This is a genomic window from Vibrio sp. KUL78 (assembly GCF_059725505.1).
In genome coordinates this window covers 1,213,255-1,238,828 of the sequence record NZ_AP045838.1, presented here as the reverse complement: position 1 = coordinate 1,238,828, position 25,574 = coordinate 1,213,255, and the positions used below count along the sequence as shown (strand labels likewise).

27 protein-coding genes are annotated in these 25,574 nt (G+C 46.2%); 16 read left to right on the top strand and 11 right to left on the bottom strand.

Features of this window, described 5'->3' with window-relative positions:
* The first annotated feature begins 296 nt into the window (after window positions 1-296).
* Entirely contained in the window at window positions 297-2,885 is a 2,589-nt protein-coding gene (locus AC6I8Y_RS22190; RefSeq protein ID WP_498021727.1) for a cellulose-binding domain-containing protein, read from the top strand.
* Window positions 2,886-2,925: 40 nt separating this feature from the next.
* On the opposite strand, the gene AC6I8Y_RS22185 is transcribed toward AC6I8Y_RS22190, so the two are convergent.
* Window positions 2,926-3,327 (bottom strand): PPC domain-containing DNA-binding protein, encoded by a 402-nt coding sequence (locus tag AC6I8Y_RS22185; protein WP_498021725.1) that lies wholly within the window; start codon window positions 3,325-3,327, stop codon window positions 2,926-2,928.
* A 195-nt stretch (window positions 3,328-3,522) separates the two neighbouring features.
* On the opposite strand from AC6I8Y_RS22185, the gene AC6I8Y_RS22180 reads away from it, so the two are divergent.
* Window positions 3,523-4,095, top strand: a complete 573-nt coding sequence (locus AC6I8Y_RS22180) for an acyl-CoA thioesterase (RefSeq protein WP_498021723.1) — start codon at window positions 3,523-3,525, stop codon at window positions 4,093-4,095.
* A 42-nt stretch (window positions 4,096-4,137) separates the two neighbouring features.
* Here the strand turns inward: AC6I8Y_RS22180 and maiA are convergent, their stop codons facing one another.
* From maiA to AC6I8Y_RS22150, 6 genes are all read right to left on the bottom strand, one after another.
* Complete coding sequence (gene maiA, locus AC6I8Y_RS22175) at window positions 4,138-4,836, bottom strand: maleylacetoacetate isomerase (RefSeq protein ID WP_498023086.1); 699 nt, start codon at window positions 4,834-4,836, stop codon at window positions 4,138-4,140.
* The gene (locus tag AC6I8Y_RS22170) at window positions 4,781-5,797 is read right to left on the bottom strand and encodes a fumarylacetoacetate hydrolase family protein (protein ID WP_498021721.1); all 1,017 of its coding nucleotides are present in this window, start codon (window positions 5,795-5,797) and stop codon (window positions 4,781-4,783) included. Before AC6I8Y_RS22170 ends, maiA begins: the two co-directional genes overlap by 56 nt.
* Window position 5,798: 1 nt before the next feature.
* On the bottom strand, window positions 5,799-6,932 hold the full coding sequence (locus AC6I8Y_RS22165) for a homogentisate 1,2-dioxygenase (RefSeq protein ID WP_498021720.1): 1,134 nt from the start codon (window positions 6,930-6,932) through the stop codon (window positions 5,799-5,801).
* Window positions 6,925-8,010 carry a 4-hydroxyphenylpyruvate dioxygenase gene (gene hppD / locus AC6I8Y_RS22160; protein WP_498021718.1) on the bottom strand — a complete coding sequence of 362 codons (1,086 nt, stop codon included), beginning with the start codon at window positions 8,008-8,010 and terminating at the stop codon, window positions 6,925-6,927. Before hppD ends, AC6I8Y_RS22165 begins: the two co-directional genes overlap by 8 nt.
* 401 nt (window positions 8,011-8,411) lie before the next feature.
* Window positions 8,412-9,833 (bottom strand): anaerobic C4-dicarboxylate transporter, encoded by a 1,422-nt coding sequence (locus tag AC6I8Y_RS22155; RefSeq protein ID WP_234496150.1) that lies wholly within the window; start codon window positions 9,831-9,833, stop codon window positions 8,412-8,414.
* Window positions 9,834-10,025: 192 nt separating this feature from the next.
* Window positions 10,026-11,879 (bottom strand): ABC transporter ATP-binding protein, encoded by a 1,854-nt coding sequence (locus AC6I8Y_RS22150; RefSeq protein WP_394149497.1) that lies wholly within the window; start codon window positions 11,877-11,879, stop codon window positions 10,026-10,028.
* Window positions 11,880-12,345: 466 nt separating this feature from the next.
* Here AC6I8Y_RS22150 and AC6I8Y_RS22145 point away from each other — a divergent pair, with 466 nt between their 5' ends.
* From AC6I8Y_RS22145 to AC6I8Y_RS22130, 4 genes are all read left to right on the top strand, one after another.
* Window positions 12,346-13,371: an arginine deiminase-related protein gene (locus tag AC6I8Y_RS22145; protein ID WP_498021716.1), complete on the top strand. Its 1,026-nt coding sequence runs from the start codon at window positions 12,346-12,348 to the stop codon at window positions 13,369-13,371.
* Window positions 13,372-13,711: 340 nt separating this feature from the next.
* Complete coding sequence (locus AC6I8Y_RS22140; protein ID WP_498021714.1) at window positions 13,712-14,659, top strand: ankyrin repeat domain-containing protein; 948 nt, start codon at window positions 13,712-13,714, stop codon at window positions 14,657-14,659.
* On the top strand, window positions 14,656-14,949 hold the full coding sequence (locus tag AC6I8Y_RS22135; protein WP_394149493.1) for a hypothetical protein: 294 nt from the start codon (window positions 14,656-14,658) through the stop codon (window positions 14,947-14,949). The genes AC6I8Y_RS22140 and AC6I8Y_RS22135 overlap by 4 nt, the downstream gene beginning before the upstream one ends.
* 120 nt (window positions 14,950-15,069) lie before the next feature.
* The gene (locus AC6I8Y_RS22130) at window positions 15,070-15,234 is read left to right on the top strand and encodes a hypothetical protein (RefSeq protein WP_394149492.1); all 165 of its coding nucleotides are present in this window, start codon (window positions 15,070-15,072) and stop codon (window positions 15,232-15,234) included.
* A 3-nt stretch (window positions 15,235-15,237) separates the two neighbouring features.
* On the opposite strand, the gene AC6I8Y_RS22125 is transcribed toward AC6I8Y_RS22130, so the two are convergent.
* Window positions 15,238-15,933, bottom strand: a complete 696-nt coding sequence (locus AC6I8Y_RS22125) for a pirin family protein (RefSeq protein ID WP_394149490.1) — start codon at window positions 15,931-15,933, stop codon at window positions 15,238-15,240.
* Window positions 15,934-16,084: 151 nt separating this feature from the next.
* Here AC6I8Y_RS22125 and AC6I8Y_RS22120 point away from each other — a divergent pair, with 151 nt between their 5' ends.
* Window positions 16,085-16,687 carry a class I SAM-dependent methyltransferase gene (locus tag AC6I8Y_RS22120; protein ID WP_498023085.1) on the top strand — a complete coding sequence of 201 codons (603 nt, stop codon included), beginning with the start codon at window positions 16,085-16,087 and terminating at the stop codon, window positions 16,685-16,687.
* Between the two features lie 68 nt (window positions 16,688-16,755).
* On the opposite strand, the gene AC6I8Y_RS22115 is transcribed toward AC6I8Y_RS22120, so the two are convergent.
* Together AC6I8Y_RS22115 and AC6I8Y_RS22110 are read right to left on the bottom strand one after the other, a co-directional pair.
* Window positions 16,756-17,310, bottom strand: a complete 555-nt coding sequence (locus AC6I8Y_RS22115) for a nuclear transport factor 2 family protein (protein WP_498021712.1) — start codon at window positions 17,308-17,310, stop codon at window positions 16,756-16,758.
* Window positions 17,311-17,328: 18 nt separating this feature from the next.
* Window positions 17,329-18,192: an alpha/beta hydrolase gene (locus tag AC6I8Y_RS22110; protein ID WP_498023083.1), complete on the bottom strand. Its 864-nt coding sequence runs from the start codon at window positions 18,190-18,192 to the stop codon at window positions 17,329-17,331.
* A gap of 309 nt (window positions 18,193-18,501) precedes the next feature.
* On the opposite strand from AC6I8Y_RS22110, the gene AC6I8Y_RS22105 reads away from it, so the two are divergent.
* Window positions 18,502-19,410, top strand: coding sequence for a helix-turn-helix domain-containing protein (locus tag AC6I8Y_RS22105; protein ID WP_498023082.1), 909 nt, complete (start codon window positions 18,502-18,504; stop codon window positions 19,408-19,410).
* A gap of 13 nt (window positions 19,411-19,423) precedes the next feature.
* On the opposite strand, the gene AC6I8Y_RS22100 is transcribed toward AC6I8Y_RS22105, so the two are convergent.
* Window positions 19,424-20,329, bottom strand: coding sequence for a LysR family transcriptional regulator (locus AC6I8Y_RS22100; RefSeq protein ID WP_498021711.1), 906 nt, complete (start codon window positions 20,327-20,329; stop codon window positions 19,424-19,426).
* Window positions 20,330-20,444: 115 nt separating this feature from the next.
* Here AC6I8Y_RS22100 and AC6I8Y_RS22095 point away from each other — a divergent pair, with 115 nt between their 5' ends.
* The 8 genes from AC6I8Y_RS22095 to AC6I8Y_RS22060 all read left to right on the top strand — a co-directional run bounded on the left by AC6I8Y_RS22095 (window position 20,445) and on the right by AC6I8Y_RS22060 (window position 25,553).
* Entirely contained in the window at window positions 20,445-20,858 is a 414-nt protein-coding gene (locus AC6I8Y_RS22095; protein ID WP_498021709.1) for a VOC family protein, read from the top strand.
* Window positions 20,859-20,868: 10 nt separating this feature from the next.
* Complete coding sequence (locus tag AC6I8Y_RS22090) at window positions 20,869-21,411, top strand: NADPH-dependent FMN reductase (RefSeq protein WP_498023081.1); 543 nt, start codon at window positions 20,869-20,871, stop codon at window positions 21,409-21,411.
* A 539-nt stretch (window positions 21,412-21,950) separates the two neighbouring features.
* The gene (locus AC6I8Y_RS22085; protein WP_498021707.1) at window positions 21,951-22,394 is read left to right on the top strand and encodes a hypothetical protein; all 444 of its coding nucleotides are present in this window, start codon (window positions 21,951-21,953) and stop codon (window positions 22,392-22,394) included.
* Window positions 22,395-22,401: 7 nt separating this feature from the next.
* On the top strand, window positions 22,402-23,208 hold the full coding sequence (locus AC6I8Y_RS22080; protein WP_498021705.1) for a hypothetical protein: 807 nt from the start codon (window positions 22,402-22,404) through the stop codon (window positions 23,206-23,208).
* 282 nt (window positions 23,209-23,490) lie between these two features.
* Window positions 23,491-24,063: an aspartyl/asparaginyl beta-hydroxylase domain-containing protein gene (locus AC6I8Y_RS22075; protein WP_394149480.1), complete on the top strand. Its 573-nt coding sequence runs from the start codon at window positions 23,491-23,493 to the stop codon at window positions 24,061-24,063.
* 48 nt (window positions 24,064-24,111) lie between these two features.
* Window positions 24,112-24,642, top strand: coding sequence for a GNAT family N-acetyltransferase (locus AC6I8Y_RS22070; RefSeq protein WP_394149478.1), 531 nt, complete (start codon window positions 24,112-24,114; stop codon window positions 24,640-24,642).
* Between the two features lie 12 nt (window positions 24,643-24,654).
* A complete protein-coding gene (locus tag AC6I8Y_RS22065; protein WP_394149476.1) occupies window positions 24,655-24,963 on the top strand; it encodes a DUF6916 family protein in 309 nt (102 codons plus the stop codon).
* Between the two features lie 20 nt (window positions 24,964-24,983).
* Window positions 24,984-25,553: a phage tail protein gene (locus AC6I8Y_RS22060; RefSeq protein ID WP_394149474.1), complete on the top strand. Its 570-nt coding sequence runs from the start codon at window positions 24,984-24,986 to the stop codon at window positions 25,551-25,553.
* The last annotated feature ends 21 nt before the right edge of the window (window positions 25,554-25,574 follow it).

The window sequence follows — 25,574 nt, the reverse complement described above, 5'->3', positions numbered from 1 at the left end:
TTGGCATTTTTTAGAGGGGCAATAGTGCCAAAATCGAAGGCTTTGCTTCGATCATCCTTCGCCATTCTTGTTCTAAATTTGGAAGGCTTATTTTAAAAAAGAAAATAACAACCTGAATAGTTACAAATCTTGTGTGAAATCAGCCGCAATTAAGTGTCTTTTTTAGGCAGATTATCTGATGCCCTCCGTTCTGAGTGTTAACATATTTTTAACTGGCAATTATCTATTGAACATCATATGAGTTGATTAATATCGATGTTCTTAAAAGACAGTACCCTACTAGAAAAGGTAAAAATATGTTTAGGATGAACAAGATAGCGACCTCTTTGGTCTGCATTGTGTTAAGTGGGCAGTTGCTCGCTGCTGAACCGTACGATGCAACTCAATCTTATGCAGGTGGGACACAGGTCACAGTGGATGGGGCTATTTATGAAGCGAAATGGTGGGTTGGAGTAGGGCAAAGTCCAACCGATACTTACGCCAATGAGTGGGACTCGCCATGGAAACTGGTCAGCGGGACAGCGCCAGACCCAACGCCGAATCCAGACCCTACACCGGACCCAACTCCTGATCCTACGCCAGACCCAAGCCCAGAACCTGGACCTTCTGACGGTGTATGTGCTGACTTCAACGTCTACCCAAATTGGACCCAAGGTGACCACGCGAACGCGGGTGACATCATGGTGAATGACAACTCTGCGTATAAGGCGAACTGGTGGACATCGTCTTTGCCGGGTAGCGATGGCAGTTGGACTCTCCATGTTGCCTGTGATGATGCTGGCTCAGGTGGTGGTTCTGGAGCGGCAGTATCCTTACCAAATCCACTAGACCCCGTTCGCTTAGAGGTAAGTGGATGGCCAAATCATTTTGTAGTCGCAAGTCCTGCTACATTAGAGGCACCATCACGCACAATGGTGACTGGTGTAGATAGTCAGTCATTGGCAGATACGACAGCACTTACCAATGCCTTTGTTACTTTGATTAACGAGGCGAGTTCAGCGGGTTCGACTTCCATCATCATTAGCAGCGATCTTCTCGACGTAGCAAGTGCAGACAAAGGTCAGGCACTTGGTGTCATCGCGGTTAAAGAGGCATTGACCGCTGCAGTCAGTTCGACATCGAGCCAAATCGACATTAACGACATCAATTCGCTTACTGATGATGCACAGGGTCTGGCTCAGGCTCATAATCTCGTCCTCTCATCGCTAGCCCCGCAAGCAACCTTCGGTTGGACATTAACTATTGGTGACTTTGCTTACAATACTTATTCTGGCAAGCGAGCAGTATGGAACGCCGCTTCTTCTGAATCAGCAGATCTACTTTCAAGTTTTGCCCTTTACCAAGCTGACTCACAGAATAAAGCGGATTTTATTGCCTTTACTAAATCAGCCGCGACACCTGCTCTGAGTGATGAACAGTGGCACTACGCGCTGGAATACGTTAAACAGGTTTCTGATCATATTAAGACGCCAGCGCTATTGTCTCAGTTGCCAACCAGCCAAGCTGCTACTTACTTTATGGGAGCGACGACAGCGAGCAGTCAACTTCGAAAAGCGGCACACAGCAATGTATTTGCTATCTTATTCGACTCTGAAACAGTTGAGTTGACCAATAAGATCGAAGCCTATAACACGGCGACCGTGCCTCTTTATTACGTAGGCGAGAGTATCACTAACGGACCACTTACTCGCATTGCCTCACTGAATAGCGAGTTAACGAGTGCAGAGAATGCAATGAACAACCAAGCGTTCTTGTATGAAGTCTCTCAGGGCAATTGGGCGCCTTCGACGGTTTATAAATGGGCAGACTTCCTGGCGGGTCTAAACTCGATGCACAATGTGGGTGTGGCAGGGAATACGTTCTGGTTGATTGATGACACTGCAGACGATGCGACCAATGCCATCTATGCGAAAGTTGCGATTGCGGCATTCTTATCACAGAGTATGCAAGAGACCATTCGTTACAACGCATGTGATGAGAACAACTGGTCAGAAGTACGATACGGCGCGCCGGTTAACTACCCAATGACGGCAAGTTGTGGACAGCTAGGCCAAAAATACGCGGACTATGGTATGGATCCAGTGACAGGTGTTGATCACCCTTACTCTTGTCCTCGCGATCCTAAGATGGAAGTCAGTGCGCTGACCAATGCGAAATGGTACGGGGCTCCAGCACCTATTTTTGCGGCTCCAGACTCGGTGCTCGCAGAAAAAGGCTTATTGGTGAATGGCAACGTTGGTCGCTGGACTAATGATGGTCACTGTATGGAAGTACCTGCAACAGTTGATGGCTCACAGCAAGTTTGGGAGCGAGCGGACTGTAAAGTTTACGAAGGTCAAAAGGCAGGTAAGTTCATTTGGGACGGAAGCGATACTACGGGCACTGTTGAAGGCTGTGGTTGGTGGGGACGCGGTGTTATTCAAACCACTGGTCGTCAAAACTTCGGTACGCTCAACCACTTTATGGGGCGCTCTCATGTGGATCCAGAGACCGTCGGTACGACAGTCAATGGTGTTGTAGTAGAAGCACCGCCGGCAAACCCTCTCTATGCAGACTTAGATTTCTGTTCAAACCCTGGCCTGATCTGTAGCTCGGAGGAGAATCGTGAAATCAAATGGATAGCAGGTCTGTTCTACTGGGTTTCTTCAGTACAAACCTACAATGATGAAGGTGGTCCTTATGCGGCTTGGAACTATCATACTGAGCTGAAGAAATACGTGGATGGCGGACTGCAAGGCACTGAGTTTATTGATGCGGTGTCAGGTATTGTTAACCGCGGTTGCCCAGATAGCACGTGTCCTGTGAGCGGTGAGGTACACGCAGTGAAAGAGCGTCAGGATAACTTTAAGCTAGTCCTGCAAACGCTAGGGTTGAATCCACAATAAGGGTTCACATTAATCAAAGGCTTCCATTCGGAAGCCTTTTTTAATTCGGTTTGATAACTAGTTCGCTGTAACCTGTGCTTTGATCATACTCTCGATGAAAACAGCACTCTGGATAGTGATGAATCATCAGCTCGGCAGTTGTATCTATGATGCTTCCTTCGAGAAGGTGTCCGCCCAAGACTTCGCCATTTTGGTTGGCAACTGAAATATGAATATGTTGATGATCTGAGGTGAGTGTGCCCGTTATCGAGACAATCTCTAATGGCTCTTCAAGTAATAAGGTTTTCTCCGCTCCGGCAAGTCGAAGGTTTACCTTCGATAGGCAACCAACACAAGAGGCAATTGATCCAGCAGTAAGCTTGTTCTCGCTAATAAGATTAGCAATTGCGAGTTTAAGATCTTGACCGCGAGTCAGTCGAGTAGCAATAAGCAATATTGTCATGGTTAACGTTGAAGTGGACTCTATACTAAGGCGACTGTATCAATTATGAGTAGTAAAAGCATCGTCAATAGCTGAGCTTAAAAGCACTAGCCATGTAGCTGTGTGCCATGCAGGTCACAAAAATTACTCGTATTAGAGTAAAAATTCCAACTCCGGTCTATGGTTACAGATCAGCATTCAAAGATGAGTATAAACATGTACCCTTTTTTTAGACTGGCCAAAACGATTTTTCAATCTAATAAGAAGCCAGCAATCACGTATACACAACAAGACGAAATAGAGTTCCGATGTCATCCATGGGATATAGATATGTTCATGGAGATGAATAATGGCCGCATCCTGACGCTTTATGACCTCGGCCGCACTGCACTATCGGTAAAATGTGGATTGATGAAAACACTTAAGCAGCAGCGCTGGGGCTTAGTCGTGGCGGGGAGTTCGGTACGTTATCGAAAGCGAGTCCGAATGTTCGATAAAATAACGATGAAAACACAGTGCGTCGCGACCGACGATAAATGGTTCTATCTAGAGCAATCTATGTGGGTGAAAGGTGCGCCGTGCTCGTCTGTATTGATTCGAGCGGGCGTGACCTCCAAAGAAGGTATTGTGCCGCCATCAATAGTGATTGAGGCGGCTGGTGAGGAGGAAATGAGTACGGATATACCTATGTGGGTTCAAGAGTGGATTGATTCTGAGCTACACAGACCTTGGCCGCCAACCTCGCTTGATGTTACCCAGCAAAGCCACCTTCAAGTAAGTGAACAATAAGCAATAAGGGCTGAGTCATCAGCCCTTATACGTTTTTCGGCATTAAGTTGCATCGGGCTGCCGCTCAGGTTGAGCTTGCTCGAAGGCATCCAACTGTTGTAAGTGGCTCACGATTTTCACAATGTGTGGGTACGAGGACATATCTACACCAAAGCGCCTAGCGTTGTAGACTTGCGGAACTAAACAAACATCTGCCAAGCTCACCTCATCACCTACACAACACCTACCGGACGTCACAGTCAGTTTTTGCTCGAGCGCGCTAAAGCCTTTATTGATCCAGTGTCGCATCCAATCTTGCTTACCGTCATCATCAATTCCGAACGTCTTACTGAGATGCTGAACCACTCGTAGATTGTTGATTGGATGAATGTCGATGGCAATATCCTGTGCCAGTGCAGTAATTTGGTATCGAAGTCGTTCGTCGCGCGGCACCAGCCTGGGCTCTGGGTAGTGGGCATCCAGATAATCTATGATGGTGAGAGATTGGTTGAGCTCAACGTCTCCATCAATCAGTACAGGAACCAGTTCATTTGGGTTCAGTTGATTAAAGGGAGGCAGGTGCTGCTCGCCCCCTTCTTTAATTAGGTTTACTGGCACTGATTGATAGGCGATGTTTTTAAGGTTAAGCGCAATCCTGACTCGATAAGCGGCAGACGAGCGCCAATAATCATAGAGAATCAAATAGCTACCCTCGGTACGATTCCACAGTTTGTTCAATCGCGCCAAATATCGAGTCGCCATTGTCATCGAACATCTCTATCTTGATGGTATCCCCGAAGCGCATAAATGCTGTGGTGGGTTGACCATCGCGAATGGTTTCAATCATCCTTCGCTCCGCAATACACGAATAGCCGACGCCACCTTCTTCGATTGAGGTGCCATACTTGGTTCCTTGTTTATTGGAAACGGTGCCTGACCCTACTATTGTGCCGGCCGACAGAGGCCTTGTTTTCGCAGCGTGAGCGACTAATTCTGCAAAGTTAAAGGTCATATCCACCCCTGCGTTAGGGTGACCAAAAGGCTCGCGGTTGTAGTCAGAAACCAATGGCAGATGTACTTTGGACTCATGCCAAACATCGCCAAGTTCATCCGGTGTGATGGCGACAGGAGAGAATGCTGACGACGGCTTAGATTGGAAGAAGCCAAAGCCTTTGCCAAGCTCTGCTGGAATTAAACCTCGCAAGGAAACGTCGTTAACCAGCATGAGTAAGCGAATGGAATCTTGAACCTCTTCTGCTTTGCTTCCCATGGACACATCGCCAGTGACCACGGCAACTTCACCCTCAAAATCGATTCCCCACTCTTCACTTTCCATGACGATAGGGTCACGTGGTGCCAAAAATGCGTCGGATCCACCTTGATACATGAGCGGGTCAGTCCAGAAACTGTCAGGCATTTCAGCCCCGCGTGCTTTTCGAACCAGCTCTACATGGTTTACGTACGCGGAGCCATCTGCCCATTGGTAGGCACGGGGCAGCGGTGATTCACATTGAGTTTGCTCAAAGGAAAGTGCTTGCAGCAAAATGCCTTGGTTTAGACCGACATAGACTTCCTCCAGAAGGGGCTTCGCTTGTTGCCAATTATCGAGTGCATTTTGCAAAGTCGGGGCAATATCGGGTACCGCAATGCATTGGCTTAAATCACGGCTGACGACCACAAGCTGACCGTCACGTGTGTTGTTTTTGAGTGTGGCTAATTTCATATTATTTCCCTACTTTCCAGCTGTAGACGTACTCGCTGTTCTCAACGTCAGCGGCAGCGGAGGTGTGCTCCAACGCGTTACGGGTATCGATCATCACGGCGACTTCATCTGTGAAGGTCTTCTTCGCTTCAAGCCCAGCTTGGAAAGCTTTTGGGTGCGGTCCGTGAGTAAAACCCGCGGGATGAAACGTCATCATGCCTGCTTCGATGTTGTCGCGACTGAAAAAATCGCCTGCGTGGTAGAACAGCACCTCGTCGTAATCATCATTGTTGTGATAGAACGGCACCTTAAGTGCACCCGGATCGCTCTCTATCGGCCTTGGTACAAAGGTACATACCACAAACCCGTTACCCACAAAGGTGGTATGTGCTGAAGGTGGTAGGTGATAGCGGTGAGACATTAACGGTCTGATGTCGCGCCAATTTAACTTGAGCACTGAAAGGTCACCGTGCCAACCAATCGCATCAAGAGGATTGAATGGATAGGTGATGGTATTTATCCTGTTTGCACGCTTGAGGAAAACCTTGGTTTGCTCCTCGCTATATTGCGCTTTGAACTCATCATTGATCGAAGGGGCTTCCAGTACCGCGGGGTCAAAAACCGCGTGTTGACCGACGATGCCTTTCTCCGGTAACGCATAAGCGGCGCCGGTATTTTCTATCATTAAGACAAACATCGGCGCTTTTGGCTCTAGGCGCCAATTTGTCGATCGAGGAATCAAGACATAATCCCCTTCCTCTACCGAGAGGTGCCCATAATCGCAGTAAAGGTCGGCGCTTCCTTGGTGTATGAACAGAAGCTCATCGCCATCACCGTTGCGAACAAGACCTGGCATGTTTTCAGCGACCTTCCAAATGCGAACCTTACATTCGCGATTCTCAAGCACGGTTGGCGCTGTCCATGGTATTTGTTGATGTGCGGATTCAATATGATTGAGATTAAAGGCACGTGGCTTGAGCTCACCTTCCCATTCAGACCAGCCCGTTGGTGCATGCTGATGGTGAAAGTGGCTGGCTGGTCCAAAGAAGCCCTCTCGACCAGCCTCACGCTCATAGATTGCCTCTTCAGGGAAATCCGCATGAGCCTGCTTCGAATAGGTTCCCTCGCGATGAGGGAACGTTGGCCATTTACGCATCGTCGGTCACCTCGTTTAATACGCCGCGGCGGATCTGGTCTTCTTCTATCGATTCGAATAGTGCTTTAAAGTTACCTTCTCCAAACCCTTCGTTGCCTTTGCGTTGAATGATTTCGAAGAACACAGGCCCAATGACGGTTTGAGTAAAGATCTGCAGTAAGATGCCATCCTTCATTGGTGCGCCATCGATAAGAATGCGAAGATCTTGCAGACGGCTTACATCCTCACCATGACCTTTAACTCGAGCGTCGACTTTTTCGTAGTAGGTATCAGGTGTCGGCATAAAGTCCATGCCGCGATCACGCAGTGTTTGTACAGTCTGATAGATGTCATCTGTGGTTAACGCAATGTGCTGAATGCCTTCGCCGTTGTATTCTCGGATGAACTCTTCGATTTGCGACTTGTCGTCTGAAGATTCGTTGATTGGGATGCGGATTTTGCCACACGGAGCTGTCATTGCGCGGCTGACAAGTCCAGTGAGTTTGCCCTCGATGTCGAAGTAGCGAATTTCTCGAAAGTTACCAATGCGTTCGTAAAAGCCCGACCAAATATCCATGTTGCCTTGTTTTACGTTGTGAGTAAGGTGGTCCAATTCATAGAGCCCGACATCTTGCTCAGCTAGGCGTTTTTGTGCATCTGGGTAGAACTTAAAATCCACATCATAGATGCTGCTGCTTCCATAGCGGTCAACAAAATAAAGTAGGCTCTCACCGATGCCATAAATCGCAGGAATGCTCAACTCCATAGGACCAATCTCGGTGACATATTGCTCACCACCATTCTCTAACGCATGCGCCATCGCATTCGCTGCGTCTTCGACTCGAAAAGCCATACCACAAACCGAAGGACCATGAATACGTGCGAACTCCTCAGCTTGGCTGTGAGGCTGAGCATTAACAATGAAGTTGATATCGCCTTGACGATAGAGCCAGGCTTCTTTTGAACGATGCTTGGCAATTTCGGCAAACCCTAGCGAGTCGAACAGACGTTTCAAGTCGTTGATACCGTCATCCGTTGCTGCAGTGTACTCAACGAATTCAAAGCCATCGGTTCCAAGAGGGTTGAAGTTGATAGTCATGGTCATTTCCTTTTGATAATAAGATGGTCTTCTTCGTTGGAAGACCTTGTTGTAGGGGACATGACTTAAATTTGAGCAAAGTTGAGGGAAAAGGGAATAGGGTCAAAGCGTTAGACAAAAACGCAGTCAGAGTATTATTGCTGTAACAAATTTGCTACAAAGTAAATGTCACGGTTAACGTTGAGAACATCAGTCAATTAACTTATTGAAATAAAAAGAAAGGTAAGCACTAACCGGTAAAAGGATTCTAGAATGCTGGTGTAAATGAAATGTTAAAAAAGTAAACCTTGTTGTACACCTAACTAGCCGCACATTAGTTTCTCTGAAACGGGGAGCATGAAGAATAAAAAAGTGGAGTCGTTTGTCCGACTCCACTTGTTATCACGTTTTTCGTTGCACTTTTACGCCAGTTTTAGCGTCTCACTGCTCAAGCGATTCATGTAGCTGTTTACAGCAAATGCGAGACCAGCGACGGCGATTGCCCATAACCAGATAGGAAGCACGCCTGTCGATATTGCATAACCAATAGCCGTGGCGGTAATCACGCCAATGAACCCAGGGATCAGGAAGCTATGGTTAAGGATATATTTACCAATCTTAGTGGTACCAGAGCGGTCAAAGGTAATGGCAGCAAGGTCCGATGGGTAGAATGGGAAGAAGTAGTAAGCGTAACAAGCAGGGAGAACGCCAATTAAGACTTCTGCTGGGATGCCTAACGCGAATCCAAGAGGTAGCATGATGGTCAGCACGGCCGCTTGGCTTTTAAGGAAGACGGACGAAACGTACATAGCGATCGCGAAGGTCCATGGGTGCGACTTTACTACGTCCTCAACCAAACTGATGATGTAAGGCTTGTTGTAAGCGATGATGGTGTCACTCATCCAAGCGATACCAAAGATGATGATGACCGCGCTCATACCGGCAATGAACACGTTGGTGTTGACGATTTTTTTCGGGTCAACGTTGGTAGTGAGCAAAATAATCGCACCGACCGACAGCATTAAGAATTGTAGGGCGGTAGATGTGCTCACACCGTCTGGTAATAAGCCAAGATCTTTACCAAACATTGCCACACAGATAACGGTCAGAATACCCAGTAAGAAAACAGTAAGACCGCGTTTTGCTGTCTGGTTTTCCTTCATTCCAGCTTCACCAGTACTCGCTTCGCTGGTATCGATAAGCTGCGCTTTAAACTGAGGATCTTTCATACGCTCAAGAAACTCAGGATCATCGTTCAGCTCTTTACCGCGCTTCAAGCTCCAAGTTGCCGCAATTAAGACGCCTGTAAGGGTGGCAGGAATGGTCACCATTAACACTTGGCCCAAGGTGATATCAAGGTTGTTTGTCGCTGCTGTTGCCATGACCACGGCTGCTGCCGCTGCGATAGGGCTTGCAGTGATCCCCATTTGCGAGGCAACCGTAGCAATCGCCATAGGGCGTTCAGGGCGAATACCGCGCTTGATACTTACATCGTAAATAACGGGTAGCAGTGGATATACCGAGTGACCTGTACCGACCATCACAGTCAGTGAATAGGTACAAAGAGGACCAAGGAAAACCACTTTAGATGGGTGCTTACGAAGCAATTTTTCAGCGTATTGAACGAGTAGTTTTAGACCGCCTGTTGCTTCAAGCGTGGCGGAAGCTGCAACAACCGCAAGGATAATGAGCATTACGCCAATAGGTGGCGTCCCGGGAGCAATACCAAAGAAGAAACTAAGAATAGAAACGCCGAGACCGCCCAATAAACCGAAGGCGATACCGCCGTAGCGTATACCTACAAAAATGACTGCCAGAAGCAGCAGCATGTGAACATAAAACATAACAACTCCTTTTAATAGCGACAGAGTTATCATGCGCCCGTATGCAGTATCAAATACTGATCTAGATACGGAAAATCGCCCATATTTAAACGAGTGTGCAAATTTCTACACAAGGTCACATTGTTGCTGGATTGTCATATATGTGATTGAAATGAAATAAAAAAGCGGAGCCATGTGGCTCCGCTTTTCAGTCTACGCGACGTTGCTATCGTCTTTGTCTTCAGCGCCAATAAAGCCGCCGGTCTGGTGCGCCCAAAGTTGGGCATACACCCCACCTAGTTCCACCAGCTCCTTATGGCTGCCTTGCTCGATGACTTCGCCTTTATCAAGTACTATAAGGCGGTCCATCGCAGCGATGGTCGACAGGCGGTGAGCGATAGCGATGACCGTTTTGCCTTCCATGAGCTCGTTAAGACTCTCTTGAATAGCGGCTTCTACCTCGGAGTCGAGCGCTGAGGTGGCTTCATCCAAAATCAGTATCGGCGCATTCTTGAGTAGCACTCGCGAAATTGCTATACGCTGGCGTTGACCTCCGGAAAGCTTGACGCCTCGTTCACCAACCTGAGCATCATAGCCCTCGTTGCCAAACGGGTCGGTAAGCGTTTCGATAAACTCATGCGCGTGCGCTTGTTTGGTTGCCGCAAGCAGTTCTTCTTCGCTTGCATCTGGCTTACCATACAAGATGTTGTCGCGAATAGAACGGTGCAGAAGTGACGTATCCTGTGTCACCATACCAATCTTGCTTCGCAGCGAGTCTTGAGTCACTTTTGAGATTGACTGTCCATCAATGCGAATATTGCCCCCTTCTACATCGTGGAAACGCAGAAGCAGGTTCACAAGCGTTGACTTACCCGCACCCGAACGCCCAACCAAACCAACTTTCTCACCCGGCTTGATGTTCAGATTAAGATTACTGATTACCCCTTTGTTTTCGCCATAGTGGAAACTCACGTCATCAAAGTCGATACCGCCTTGGTCAACAACGATAGGCTTCGCGTCTTTTTCATCTTTTATATCAATGGGCTTCGAGAGCGTTTTCATGCCGTCCACAACCGTACCCATGTTTTCAAACAGAGCACCGACTTCCCACATGATCCACATCGACATACCATTGATACGTAACGCCAAGCCAATCGCAATCGCGATCGCACCGACCGAGATCGCACCATCCATCCAAAGATAGATAGAGATAGAGGTAACCGTAAACAGCAACACATAGTTGGTAAACTCAACTGCGACATCAAAACCTGTCACCAAGCGCATTTGACGATAGACCGTATCCAAGAATCCCTTCATACCTTTCTCGGCATACTCGGTCTCACGATCAGTATGCGAGAAGAGTTTGACAGTAGAGATGTTGGTATAGCTATCGACTATGCGCCCTGTCATGGTTGAACGGGCATCCGCTTGCTCCGTCGCGACCTTTTTCAACTTAGGCACAAAGTAGATTTGAATGCCGATGTAGGCACAAAGCCAAACCAGCATCGGCATCATGAGACGCCAATCCGCTGCAGCCAGCATCACTAAGATCGATGTGAAGTAGACCGACACGTAAACAAACACGTCAGCCGTTTTCATCACGGTCTCACGAACGGCGAGTGCGGTTTGCATCACCTTAGTGGCAATTCGTCCTGCGAAGTCATCTTGATAGAAGGAGAGACTTTGCTTAAGCAGGTAACGGTGCGCCTGCCAACGGATCGCCATTGGGTAGTTGCCAAGCAGAGTCTGGTGTACCAACAAGGAGGCGATTAATAGAATGGTAGGCAGTACCACAAGCACGCAAAAGCCGACCCAAAACAGAGTATGTCCGTTTTCAGACAAGAAGGTTTGCGGGTCGCTCGCTGTCAACCAATCGACTATTTGACCCATAAAGCCAAACAGCATCACCTCTGCGATCGCAATGACGGTCGAGAACAGTGACATTAAAATAATGGGCTTTTCAAAGCCCCGAGTGTAGTAACGACAGAAAGCGAGTATGCCCTCTGGCGGCTTCTCAGGATCTTGCTTTGGAAAAGCTTCGGTAAATTTTTCAAAGCGTTTAAACATGATTCACCTAGTAACGTTGTAAAGTGCCTCAGTTTTAGGGGGCACTTTCAAGAAGAGACAAGAAAACCTCCAATCCACTTTTGAAGTCATGGGATTAGAGTAAATAGTAAGAGCGTTATCGTTTTGATTTTACATAGCGAATGTTCCGTTTCGCAGGATAGAACACATGAAAGAGATCTGACGAATCAGATGATGATAAGTGTATAGCTTTTAACCATCTCTCTCAATAACTGCCACAGATAAACACTCTATTTTCGTGGTCGCTCGGAATAATAATCCACAATTTGGTGCATATTTTTCATTTATGCCTGACTTTTGTGCAGGAATATTTGCGGTTTTCCTGTCATCTGGCAGTAAACATTCTTGTTTACTCTATGATTCAATTCAGTATTCAGTAAATTAATATTTAACACGTTATTTACAATTTAAGGATTGTTGAAAACATTTCTAGTTAAGTGGATGTTCTATGAATCACGGAATGACAGCACGCAGCGATCTCAGTTTTGTCGACCAAGACGAAATCAACCAAAGCAAAGTAGTCCGAGTAGGGAAGTCGGTTCAAAACGCCAATTGTGTGGTTATGGTACCGCCGAAAGAGTTTGGTTTTAACGCAGAGACCGCCGCGGACAATGAATTTCAGCATCAAGTTGACCTTGATGCGAGCTCAGTGAAGCAAAAAGCGATGTCTGAGTTCAACGCTATGGTTGAAGGGCTTCGTAAAGAAGGCGTGCAAGTAGTAGAGTTTGACTACCCGTCTGAAGCCAAAGAAACGCCGGATGCTGTGTTTCCGAATAACTGGTTTAGCACGACCCATGATGGTGCATTCTTTACCTTCCCAATGGCCTGTGAGAATCGCCAGCGAGAAGTGAGACCTGATGCACTGATAAGCAGCTTAAACGCTGCGGGTAGGCAGGTGGTTTCGACAGATAATCTGCTTGGGTACATTGACCAAGGCGCGTTTCTCGAAAGCACAGGCGTTATGGTGAAAGACCACATCAACAAAACCATCTATGCGGCGCTATCTCAGCGCTGTGAGCGTGAAGCCCTTGAGGATTACGCTAAACGCATTGGTTACCATCGAGTGGTTTCCTTCCAGACTGCGCTACCATCAGGACAACCGATTTATCACACTAACGTGATGATGGCGATCGGAGAGTACTTTGCGGTGATATGTTCAGAGGTCATCCCTGAATACGAGAGACGTTTTGTGGTTAAGTCACTTGCGAACAGCAAACAGGTTATTGATATAAGCCTGGAACAAGTAAACCAATTCTGCGGCAACATTCTGCAATTGGAGACGGTGAATGGTGATAAGGTGATTGCCATGTCGCAATCGGCCTTTAACGCCTTTACTCCCGCTCAAAAACAGCAGCTTGCCACCCACGGGAAATTACTGCCATTTGACGTATCTACCATAGAAAGTATTGGTGGGGGAAGCGTTCGATGTATGTTGGGTGAAGTCTTCTTGCCGACTCGCTCCCAAGCGTTATAGATGCCCCCTAATCAGCCCATTCTATGGGCTGATTGTTATCCTTTCTCTTCATTTTTCGAACCAGATAATCAAACGAGCATTCTGACGCTCGCTAAATAAAACTCCATTAATCTTCTCGCCTGGCTTTAATTCTGCCTATCGCTGTAGCTTAGATTCTCAGTACTTGTGTCGGTATAGTGAAACTGTTGTTTTAGCAACTAGAATGAAGGTGAGCAACAGAGTTAAACGTCATCTCATTAACTAATAGTTATCTTAATGGTGATTAATTAAGCGCTACAAGTTAATAAAAGAATGGCCGATACTAACTCCACCAAAACGACACATCCCAAGTGAGGCTGAGATGAACTTACCGAAACTCCATCAATCGATTATTTCTGGTGACTACGACACCTTTAGCGCGCTTATTGAACAAGGTGCTGACGTGAATCAGTTGGATAGTGAAATGGGTAACTCACCGCTTCACATTGCGTCGCAGCAGTCGTCGACGAAGTGGGTGTTGGCATTGATTGATGCCGGAGCGTTTATCAACTTACAAACGCCAAAGCATGGTGTGACGCCTTTGATGGTGGCGGTTTGGCATCGTAAGCCAGAGGTGGTAACAGCGCTGCTTTCTCAGCCTTTGATTAATACTGAAATTATTTCAACGTTTGGGCTAAAAGCGGCTGATCTGACCGAGTTCGGAGCAAGTGAAGAAGACAAGTTTGGCATGCAACAAGCTAACCAACTTAAGCAGATCTTTATTGACTACGACGCACGCCGTTCGCAGCACGAATCTTCACTAAGTGCCTATCAAATCGTCACTGATGCGGCATTGTCAGATGAGCAAAAAGCGGCAAAGCTAAATGCACTTGAAGACTGGTCGTCGTTAAATGCGACGTCTGCGGTTACAGCCTCTGGCAATGACGAACACACTGCGGTAATGGTTGCTGCTCGAGATGGTTTGGTCGAATCTTTGAATATTCTGATGGAGCACGGTGGTGACCAGACGATCCCCGATCATTACATGAAGGCAATCCCGCTCCATAAAGCGGCATATAACGGCAGAGCCAACGTAATAAAACTGCTATCACAGTACCCTGGATTCAAACAAACCTTGAATGCTCAAGGTCCTAACAACGGTTATACGCCTTTGCATGACGCCATTTGGCACGGTCATACCGAGGCTGCAAAAGTACTGATCGAAGCAGGTGCAAATACAGAGTTGGTGAGCTTTGATGGCAAAACACCGCTCGAGCTTGCGAGAGAGTATCAATACCAAGATATCGTTGACTTGTTGGAGGCAAAATGAGTAAAGGCGAGCGCATCATATCGATATTGCAATCCTGGGGAGCGAGTTCTCAACAAATACAAAACGTTGTCGATAGCGGCAATTTAGAGTCACAGCGAGAGCACATCGCAGGAATCGAAGAGTGTCTGCAGATGTTGTATCCGGACTCGTCTCGCAAAATTAGTTTCTTGAAGCAGCCATCGAAGAGTGTTTTCTTTGAAGGTAAGAAACCGCTCGATGTCATATGTTCTGGGGATGCGGCTATGCTCTCAGAGGCGCACTATATTATTCGCAGCATGCTCTGTGTTTAACCAGAAACAGGTTTTATTCTCAAATAGAGTGGACATTTGCTCAAGTTTTTTTAGACTACCTTATTGAGTTGCTATTCAATAGCGAATGAAATTTAACCTCAAAAAGGATAAGGATATCAATTGAGTAGGTTAGTCACGTATCTATTGCTTGTTCTTGGGCTGGTGATCGCGAGTCAACATCCAAGAGAGTTGGAAAACATCTTAGGGTTCGATGTTTTCCATCATATTCGAATGATTGCCCGTGATTTGGAGTATGAGTTTGACCGTATCGTTAGAGCGCTCTAGATATTAGGGCAAATCAAACAGCAGAGCTGTTACCTTTTCCGAAGAGTGGTTTGCCAGCAATACTTTTGTTTCGGATTCTACCTTCGCGCCATCTCCTGCATCGAGTGAGCTTGAGCCTACCTGCAGTGTCCCTTGTACTTGATGAACATAAAGGTTGCGACCTTCTAGTATCTCGAAGCTATGCTCTGTATCAGGCTCTAAAATCAATTGATGCAATGACGCATCTTGTTTTATCTGTAAAGTCCCATCTCTGCCATCAGGTGTTGCAACAGCGGTGATGCCCGACGAGCGACCAAAGTTCTTCTGTTGATAGCCAGGCTCTTTGCCAAACTCATTTGGCTGAATCCAAATCTGTAAAAACCGCAGCTCGTCGGTGGCTGAGCCGTTGTATTCGCTGTGGTAAATTCCTTTTCCCGCTGACATCAGTTGAAACTCGCCAGCAGGTAAACTTTGTACATTACCTTCGCTGTCTTTGTGCTCGATAGTTCCCTCAAGTACATAGCTAATGATCTCCATATCGCGATGCCCATGAGTATCAAAGCCTGCGCCAGCTTGCACAATATCATCATTGATTACACGTAGCGCTGAGAAACCCATATAATCAGCGTCGTAGTAACTCCCAAATGAAAAAGTGTGTTTGCTATCCAGCCAGCCAAAATTTGCACGGCCTCGGTCTTGCGAGTGTCTGACAGTGATCATAATAAGTCTCCCTTGCTTGTAACTTTGTAGCGTTGGGATTTAGTGTAGACGCGCGGTAATTAACAATGAACGGGAGTAATTCGAATAGGTCGGTCAACAATTTTGAAGATCGACTGTATGAATCAAGTTATCGAGCAGGACAATAGTAATGATCAAACCCCGTCAGATAGGTCAAGCGTACGATACGATCACCCATATGTGGCAAAGCAAAGACTTCAATCGAAATAACGGGATCCAAGCTCATAAACGTGCACTAGGGTTCGCTAAAGAAAACGGCAGAGCATTGGACATTGGGTGCGGCTGTACCGGAAGATTTATCGATTTACTTCGCCAACAAGGGTTTGAGCCGGAAGGTCTGGATATCTCTACCAAGATGGTTGAGCTTGCTAGGGAGCGACACCCTGATGTGACCTTTCATCATCGAGATATTTGCGAAGGGCAACTGCCATCCAAATATGACTTTATCACGGCATGGGATAGCATTTGGCATATCCCTTTAGAACAACAAGTTCCGGTGCTAACCAATATCGTGGAAAGCCTCAATGCTGGTGGCGTGTTCATCTTCTCATTTGGCGGCACCTTAGAAGCAGGGGAGCATACCGATGATTTTATGGGGCCCGAGGTTTACTACTCTTCTCTGGGGACAAACGGTTTCTTGAAACTGTTTATGAATCTTGGCTGTATCATTCGCCACTTAGAGTTTGATCAGTACCCAGAGCTTCACACCTATCTGATTGTGGAGAAAGGTCTCTGACACTTGAGAGTTTGTCACCACAAAAAAAGGCGCCATCATGGGCGCCTTTGCTGTAACAACCTAATCATTTATAGTTTCACTAGCTCGGATTGCTCTTTAGAGAGATTCTGTTCTGCCATTTTAGGCGCTTCACCTAGAATGTCTCGGCTTCCAGACTCACTTTGACTATTGAGTGTCACTGAGGTAATCACCCAATTATCACCACTTTTTTGAAGCGTAAATTCATAGTTACCCGATACCGCCCAAAAACCATCATCGCCAAGCCAGTGGCTGGCAGTAATATCTGCGAATGCGCTTGCAGAGTTGCCATTTACATCCACTCTTAGGTTGCTAAGGTCATGATAAGTGGCATCAAAGCCAGGCAAGAATGCCGCCCATTGCTTCATTAAATCCGTACGGTCAACGGGCGCTGCTTCGCCTCCAAACAGTGAGGTATAGTCCACAGTCACTTGCGGGGCAAACAGTCGACCTAAGTATTCAAAAGCACCTTGGTCAGCCATTGCTGAGAAGCTTTGAATATTGCTACGAATGATCGCTTCATCCTTAGATAGAGCATGGGTTTGAGCATGCACGTTCATTGAGACTACTCCAATTAACAAGATAAACAGGTTACGAATACGCATTTTCTTAGCTCCCTTTAATTACAGGTTGGCTTTGAAATGTTTGGTCATCGCAGCAACTGCGGCTTGAACGGCTTCTGGTTGGTCGTAGAAATCAAACTGAGAGACATCTTCTAGCCAGACAGCTTCAACGTTTTTGCCAGCATGGTCAAGATATTGATGTGCACCTGCAGGAAGCGCCATCGCTTCAGAGGCAACCATGATGACGGGTTTATCTTGAGTCGCTGCACTTGCTTGAGCATCGTAGTTTAACCAGCCTTCCCAAGAAGCTACGTTATATTGGTTGTCGTATTCTGGAATAAGACCACGGTCGGTTTCTGTGTAGTAAGGTGCTTGATACATCAGGGCGCCTTCGTTAGTCAGGCTTGCGGCCTCAATGTACACTGGAGTCTCACTTTGCTCCGCTTGGTGGGCTGCAGCAAGGAGATGATTGGCATTCTCTTCACCGCCGTAAATGGCGGTTGCCATCGGTTTGTCGTGCAGCCATGGTGCGACTAGCGCGACTGCGGCCACTTTGTCATTACCTGCCGTTGCATCCATCATGTAACCGGAAGACGCGCAGATACCCAGACCCGCTACTCGGCTACCATCGACTTGTTGAAGGTTCGCCACTGCGTCGATGACGGCGCGAATATCTTCTGTCTTACGGGTCGGATCTTCTAGGTATTTGACGGTGTCACCGGATTGACCCCATCCACGAAAATCAAACGTTACCGCTGCGTAGCCTTGGTCTGCTAATGCTTGGGCATAAACTGCTGGCATCTGCTCTTTAACGGTTGTCCATGCTCCTGTCACGACGACAACTGGCGGATTCTCTACACCTTCTGGTAGGTAAAGATTTGCTGCTAATTGACCGACTTTAGTATCGAGTTGAATCGCTTGCATAGTTGTGTCCTCGTATTGAGCTGTGGTGTTGGTTTGCTGAAGGTCGTTTGCCATCCCTGAAATAGAGAATAGACCGATTGTTGAAATGAGTGCTGGCTTAATCATCTTGTATCCCTCTTGCTGACTTTTCGACTTAGCCTCTGTTTGGCTAACTTGGGTATAGATTAGCTCTGGAGTGGGTTTTGAGATTGAACATTCCTGCTTGGCTTTTTGAACTTTATTGCAGTGCGGTTAACTGGCTTTTGGTCATTGACGATACGGTCAACATTGCGCTAGTTTCAAAGAATATGGAGACCAATGGAATGAATGATGAAGTCGCAGTTAACCTTTATAGATCACGAAACCGGGGCGCTGTCCGATTGTGGGCAAGTGCTTGATATTGAAAACTCTAATCAAGGTTTAGGTTGGAATGGCGTCGTGATTGAAAAGGGCAGTTCGCCGCATTTCTATCCGCAAAATGTCCATACACCTTATTTCTATTTTGCGCTGGCTTTAGAGCAGGACCTTACTTGGGAGGTCGAAAAAGAGGAGGGCATTGCATCTCTGAAAACGAGCCCTGGTAACATCTGGATCAACCCTCCCAAAACCCCGTTTACACACAATATTGATGAGCCCTGCTATTTCGTCATCCTGGCTGTAGAAGAGAGCGTCTTTCTTGAGCTTTGTCCGTTAAATTTAGAGGGTGTACCACTTCAGTTTCTCAATAATTACAATGTATTAGATGAGTCCATTAAAGGTGTGATAGAGCTGTTCTTGCTAGAGAGTGAGAACAAAGGGCGTAACGGTCCTGTTTACCTCAATAATCTGATATCTCTTTTGGCGACGCACTACATTCAAAACTACTCTAACTATGTTGATATTAAGAACAGTCAACTAGCTGCGTCTAAATTCGACCAAAGGCAAATGGACCGTGTTGATGCGTATATCGCGGAAAACATCGGTAGCAACATCTCGGTGGACGATCTCGCAGATCTTTTGGGCTGCAGTAAGTTTTACTTTCTGCGAGAGTTTAAAAAGCTTGCTGGCGTGACCCCTTATCAGTACCTAGTGAGCCAACGGCTTGAGCAAGCCAAGCAGAGGCTCAGTGCTGGCAGCGTAAACATTGCCGTTACGGCGCTAGAGCTTGGCTTCAACGATCAATCTCATTTAACTCGCGCATTTAAAGCGCATTTTGGCGTGACACCGGGACAGTTTGTTAAGCAGCATAACGGTGAATGAGCCAAGCGCCTATCTACTTCTTCCGTGTGAGCGTCTTTTCAACTAACTCTTTAAAGGCGCGTACCTTAGCTGACATGTGCTTTCGGCTTGGGTAGACCATGTAAGCGCCTAATTGGTGCTTTGGGTAATCTGAAAAAAGCTCGATTAGTTCGCCTGTTTCTAACTCGTTGCCAAGATAAAAACGGGGTAAGCGAGTGATCCCAAGTCCGGCTTTGCACATCTCTAGTTCCATTTGAGCGCTATTAACGATAATTCTGCTGTTGATATCGACCACACACTCTTTCCCTTCTAAGTCTTCATACACCCAGCGTTTTGGGTTTTTGGCGTAGCTGTAGCTGATGATATCGTGCTGAGACAGTTCCTGAGGATTTAAAGGTGTGCCATGTTCTGCGAGATAGTGAGGGGAAGCGATGGTTAACCCTGTATCCGAAAACAGCTTACGGCTAATCAGTGATGAATCTTCCAGTCGGTCGGAAGCGCGAATGGCGATATCGATTCCCTGTTCTATTACGTCGACTTTTTTGTCACTCAGGTCGATATCTAAGGTCACTTTTGGATAAAGCTGGGCGTATTCGGTAAACACAGATTTCATCATGGTTAAACCAACGGCCACAGGGCAAGTGATCTTCAAAAGCCCTGTTGGCTCCATTTGACTACCAGAGACTAGTTCTTCTGCGGCCTTGGCGGCATCCACAACATCTCGTGCTCGCTGATAGAAGCTTTCGCCTTCGGGAGTCAACTTAAGGGTTCGAGTAGTGCGCTGAAGTAATCGAACACCTAAACGCTCTTCGAGCTTGGTGACTTCCTTGCTGATATAGGAGGTAGAATGCTGGGTTCTCTCGGCCGCAATGGTGAAACTGCCACTCTCGACGACCTCGACAAACACAACAAATCCATCCAGTAACTTCCCGTTATACATGCCTACTATTCCTAGTCATTTGGAAATAATGATTTTTCATTTTAGTCATTAATTTCCTAATGGCTAGCAATTAAACTGAATTTAACGATAACAAGGTAAGCAATGGAGTGTAACCATGAAGCAGATCAGCCGAGTGAATCACATTGGAATTCGAGTGAGTGACTTTGAACAGTCGAGAGACTTTTACGCCAAACTCGGGTTTGAGTATATCGCAGGCCCAACAGGCCCTGAGCCTGTTGCGATTGTTGAGCATCCAAGCGGCATTAACATCAATTTTATTCTCAATGCAGCACCTGGTGAAACGCTCAATCGCTTAATGGATGTGCCAGAAAAATATACCGGTTACACCCACGTTGCGATTGAGGTATCGAGTGCAGAGGAAGTGTTAGCGAACCTCGCTGAGTTGGATATCCCGCTTAGTGGTGAACCCATGAACCACCCGACGGGTACGTCGTTTTTTATCCGAGATCCCGACGACAATGTGATTGAGTTTATTGAGTACGTGGGTTTAAGCGCATACAAAAATTAAGGAACATATGATGACAACAGCAAAGAAAATCTTGGCATTTGGTGCCAGCAATAGCAGCAACTCAATCAACCAAACTCTGGCCGCTTATACCGCGAGTCTTGTTGAAGGTGCAGAAGTGAATCTTATTAATTTTAGTGATTTTGAATCAGCGCTTTATAGTGAGGATCGTGAAAAGGCATCTGGTATTCCAGAGCAAGCACAGCGCTTTTATCAGCTCATTGGTGAAGCAGATGCGGTCATTGTTTCCTTCGCTGAGCATAACGGCTCCTATACCGCAGCGTACAAAAACCTGTTTGATTGGACATCGCGCATCAATATGCAGGTATTTCAAAACAAACCAGTTGTGTATTTGGCTACATCACCAGGTCCTGGCGGTGCACAGAGTGTTCTGGCTGCGGCGACAGGTTCCGCCCCTTATTTTGCTGCGGATGTGAAGGCATCAGTTTCGATTCCGAGTTTTTACGACAACTATGACATGCAGTCGCAAACTATCACTGACGGTGCCTTGGCCGATCAAGTCGCGTCCGCAGTCGCCCAGCTTGTTATCGAATAGCTTGCTTTTAAATAGATAGCTTAAAGGGTTGCCAGAGGACTTGGCAACCTGCCCCTTACTTTTGGATTGTGGGTATCAGCTTTCCAAGTTTTGGCTTGTTGTTAATCACAACGTCGTTTTGTAATGGTGTGCAAGCGCCTCGTCTGTCGCTGCAATTAACAATGATTAAGTCTCTCTTTTTTGACGATTCCATTTGCACTTATTGGGGCGCTCTGGTCTTTAGAGTCGATTTGGATAGCGTTGGCAGTGGCAAATCTACTTGGAAGTATTTACGCGTTCAAAATACTAAATCGTTGGCTGTTGGACAGAGGTTCTCAGTTGCCAAACGGGAGTGTTTGGTCTGACTATCGTTCTGATTTTAAGTTGTAGGGGCGTAATGCCATCCCATTTTTTGAGGATGGCGTCATTGTTGGCGAGCACCCTTGTTTGATTCGTATCGAAACTGGAACGCTATCACAAGTAAGGTCATTGATTTTGAAAAATCTTGATATGCAACTATATGTTATTGGGTGTTTGATTGATACCAATAGGTGAAAACTGTGACTTATTCCCAAGCCGTTCGTCCTCTAACAGCAAAAGCCAGTATTCTCGCCAATACCCGACTATTACTTAATCGAGACAACGACATGGGAGTCAATCATGGAATAACCAATGAACTCGCAAAGGTTTTTGCAGAAGTGGGTGGTGTTTCTGCGGATGAGGATATCAATGATTGGTGTAACGCTGATTTAGGAACGGGTGTCGCTATCTCTCCTATTCTCGCGGCGAAGTGTTTAAGAGAAACACTTAGAACCCAACTCTTCATGAAAGGGCTTTATGATTGTCTATCCGAAATGGTGGGGGCTAAAAAAGTCTATCAACATCGTTTATGCTGGTACAGGCCCCTATGGGTGTTTGCTATTACCTTTGCTTGTTCTTTTTCCTCAGTCTTCCATACGTGTATGGCTAATCGATATACACCAAGAAAATATCGACTCTATTGAAAAAATCGTGCGAGAGTTAGAGCTTGAAAATCAGATAGCCGCAATTGAAAAGTGTGATGCGACAAAGTGGCATCCTAGTGAAAATGTTAGATTTGATCTCATCCTTTCCGAAACTATGACAGCACTACTTGGAACAGAGCCGCAAGTAGCAATATTCGCGCACCTGCAGCGGTTTCTCTCTGATGATGGCGTTCTTATTCCACAACAGGTTGTTTTGTCGTCAAAATTGATGCCATTTGAGAGTAGTAAAAAGCAAGCCCTATCACTCGGGGAGTTCTTTTGTTTGAATAAGAAAACAGCAGAAGAAATTGCAGACGGTGATGTCTCCTGCTTACAAGGTCATATTACTCTGCCGAAACCACTTTCCAGCTTTGACTATCAAACAATCTCTTTCTTTACAGATATTCATGTATTTGGCAGCCATCAGCTGTCTCAGCACCAATGTAGTCTCAATACACCCATTAGTTATTGTGGTTTGAAGCTAGAACCAGGCGGGTTAATTCACTTCCACTATCTATTTAATGCACGACCCAAGTTTGAGTTTACTTTTCCTATCGAGATCATGGGGGAACCTATTCCTAGTACCGAAGAGATAGGAAGCATTGAGTTCCCTGGGGTTAAACGATTTTGGCACAAATCAAGACTTGCTGGTGAAGGTCGTGGTGATCGTAAGACAACAGAAAAGGAGCTATCGCGTGAGATGGACATGTTGGCGCACTTCGGCAAAAAATACCAAGATGCGCTCTACTATATCTGTCACTTCAAGCCAGAGTTTCATGAGTTTGAACGTTGGTTACTGTCAGAAGACGAGTAGAGCTCGAGCCATCTGTTTTTTTCTCAACAGCTAGACGTATTCACTCAAAAGTTGAATAGGGCCACTTCTGAATGTTGAGTCAGCTATTGCATAGAACAGAAATTAACAAATTCTAGTCAAATACTCAGATTGGCGGACAGATTCAGAATGTGGTCACAGGTTAGTGGATCGAACTCGACATTTACCAATATGCAACTAATTTTAATTCAACTCGTATTTTCTTTTTCAGTAAAGACCTGACACTGCATTTGCTACTAGCCACTTTTTGGGGGGGACTGTCTGATGGATAAAGTGCTGTTTTCTCCAGTATGCGTTGGTTATAACGCTGAAAAAATAATCGAAGAATGCCTTTCTCTGTTGTGCTTAGACTGGACTCCACATGTCAACAATAAAGCTTATAAGGGCAGTTGGGATGTCTTGCCATTACGTGTCCCTCGAATACATACCAATAGCCATGAAGTGTTGCAAAGCTTCGCCATTGAAAATTGCCAGGATTGGCAGAATCTTGACTGTTTGAATCGCTTAGCGGCGACGAAAGCGCTACTGGATGCACTATGCGCCCCGATTCATTCTGTTCGTTTAATGAGATTACATTCAGGTTCGCGCATCTTACCTCATCGAGATAATGGCCTATCCCTTGAGCATGGCTATGCTCGCTTACATCTTCCGATCATCTTTTCAAATGATGTCACGTTTCAGGTGGCCAATTACCGGGTGCCGATGGAACTGGGACAGCTCTGGTACATCGACGCCAGCGAATTACACGAGGTGTTCAATGATGGCACCGATGAACGGATTAATTTGGTTATCGACTGCGAAGCCACCGAAGAGTTAACCAAAATGATTTTTCGTTAGAGATGTTATGAAAGGATATATATCAAGAAAACATGGAGAGTAATAAACATGATAGGAATCAACATTCCAGAAGGGCTGAGGGTTAGGCCTGCAAAACAAAGTGATGCCCCTTTTTTGGAAAGACTTCATCACGCTCAACGTGCTGATTTGCAGTGGATAGACGGTGAGCAGGACTTTATTGAGTCGATTGTAGAAATGCAGCTTCACGCTCAGCAAAAAGGCTATGGGGAGCAGTTTCCAAATGCAATGTACTTTGTCGTTGAGAAGCACCATGAGCCAATCGGCAAGGCAACTGTCGATTTTGGTCACAATGAAGCACACCTTATCGATTTAGCATTTATCCCCAAAGCTAGAGGTCTTGGCTTTGGAAAAATCGTACTGCAATCGTTGCAGCAGGCCGCTGCTCAATCTGGCGTACCTATGAGCCTTTGTGTACTACAAAGCAACGTAATGGCAAAGCGTTTATATCACTCGTTGGGATTTGTCGTCGAAGCTAGTCGACCTCCTTATGAAGAGATGAGGTGGTATCCCAGTGGAACAAAGTCGATTTTTGAGTGGCGTTCATCGGTATCACAGTAAAGGAGGTGGCGGATGAAAAGTAAATTTGAGTTCAGTGTTCTAAAGACGCTTATTGGCGAAAAAGTACAGGTATTAAGCGCTGATGGTAATGCGCATTTGACTGAGTTGACCATCGTAAATGTCGAGCGCGGTCAGTCACATGGTAAGCGTTTTGACTCGTTCAATGTCGATTTAGATGGTGTAGCAGAGGAGCATTGCCCTGCGGATAACTATACATTTCAACATCCCAAATTTGGTAGTGAAACGCTTTATATTTCACCCAATGCAATCGATCAATACCAAATCTGTGTTTCTAGAACTCGTAATCAACCATCGGTCTAATAGATGATAAGGAAAGTAATATGAGTGATTATTTTTTAGGGGAAATTCGCCAAGTAGCGTTCAGCTTTGCGCCCCAAGACTGGTCTGATTGTGAGGGAGCTGTCGTTGAAATTTCGCAAAACGCTTCATTGTACGCGCTGGTTGGAAACAAGTTTGGTGGGAATGGCGTGTCGAATTTTCAGCTTCCAGATTTGAGAGGACGAGCCCCCGTTGGCTTCGGTCAAAGGGAGAAAATTACTGCATTTGGAAGAACAGGCACCGACGTTGCAGCAAGTATTGGCGCCCTTCAAGGTGTTGAGCAAGTGACGCTGGGCCAAGCTAATTTGCCACCTCATCATCATACACTCAATGCAAGTGCAGAGGCAGCGGACGAAAAATCTCCCGTGCGCAAAAAAGAAAGCAACATGTTTGCTGTTAGTCAGTCCACGACAGAAGAGGGACTGTATTCGACAAATACTAACAATCAAGTGAGCTTGAACGCGAATTCTGTTACTAGCTATGGTAATGGACTGCCGCTTTCTATTATCCAACCAACTGCCGTGATGCGCTTTATTATTGCGATAGATGGATTGTTCCCTTCTCGCAACTAGATATCTGTATAAGTCTTATTT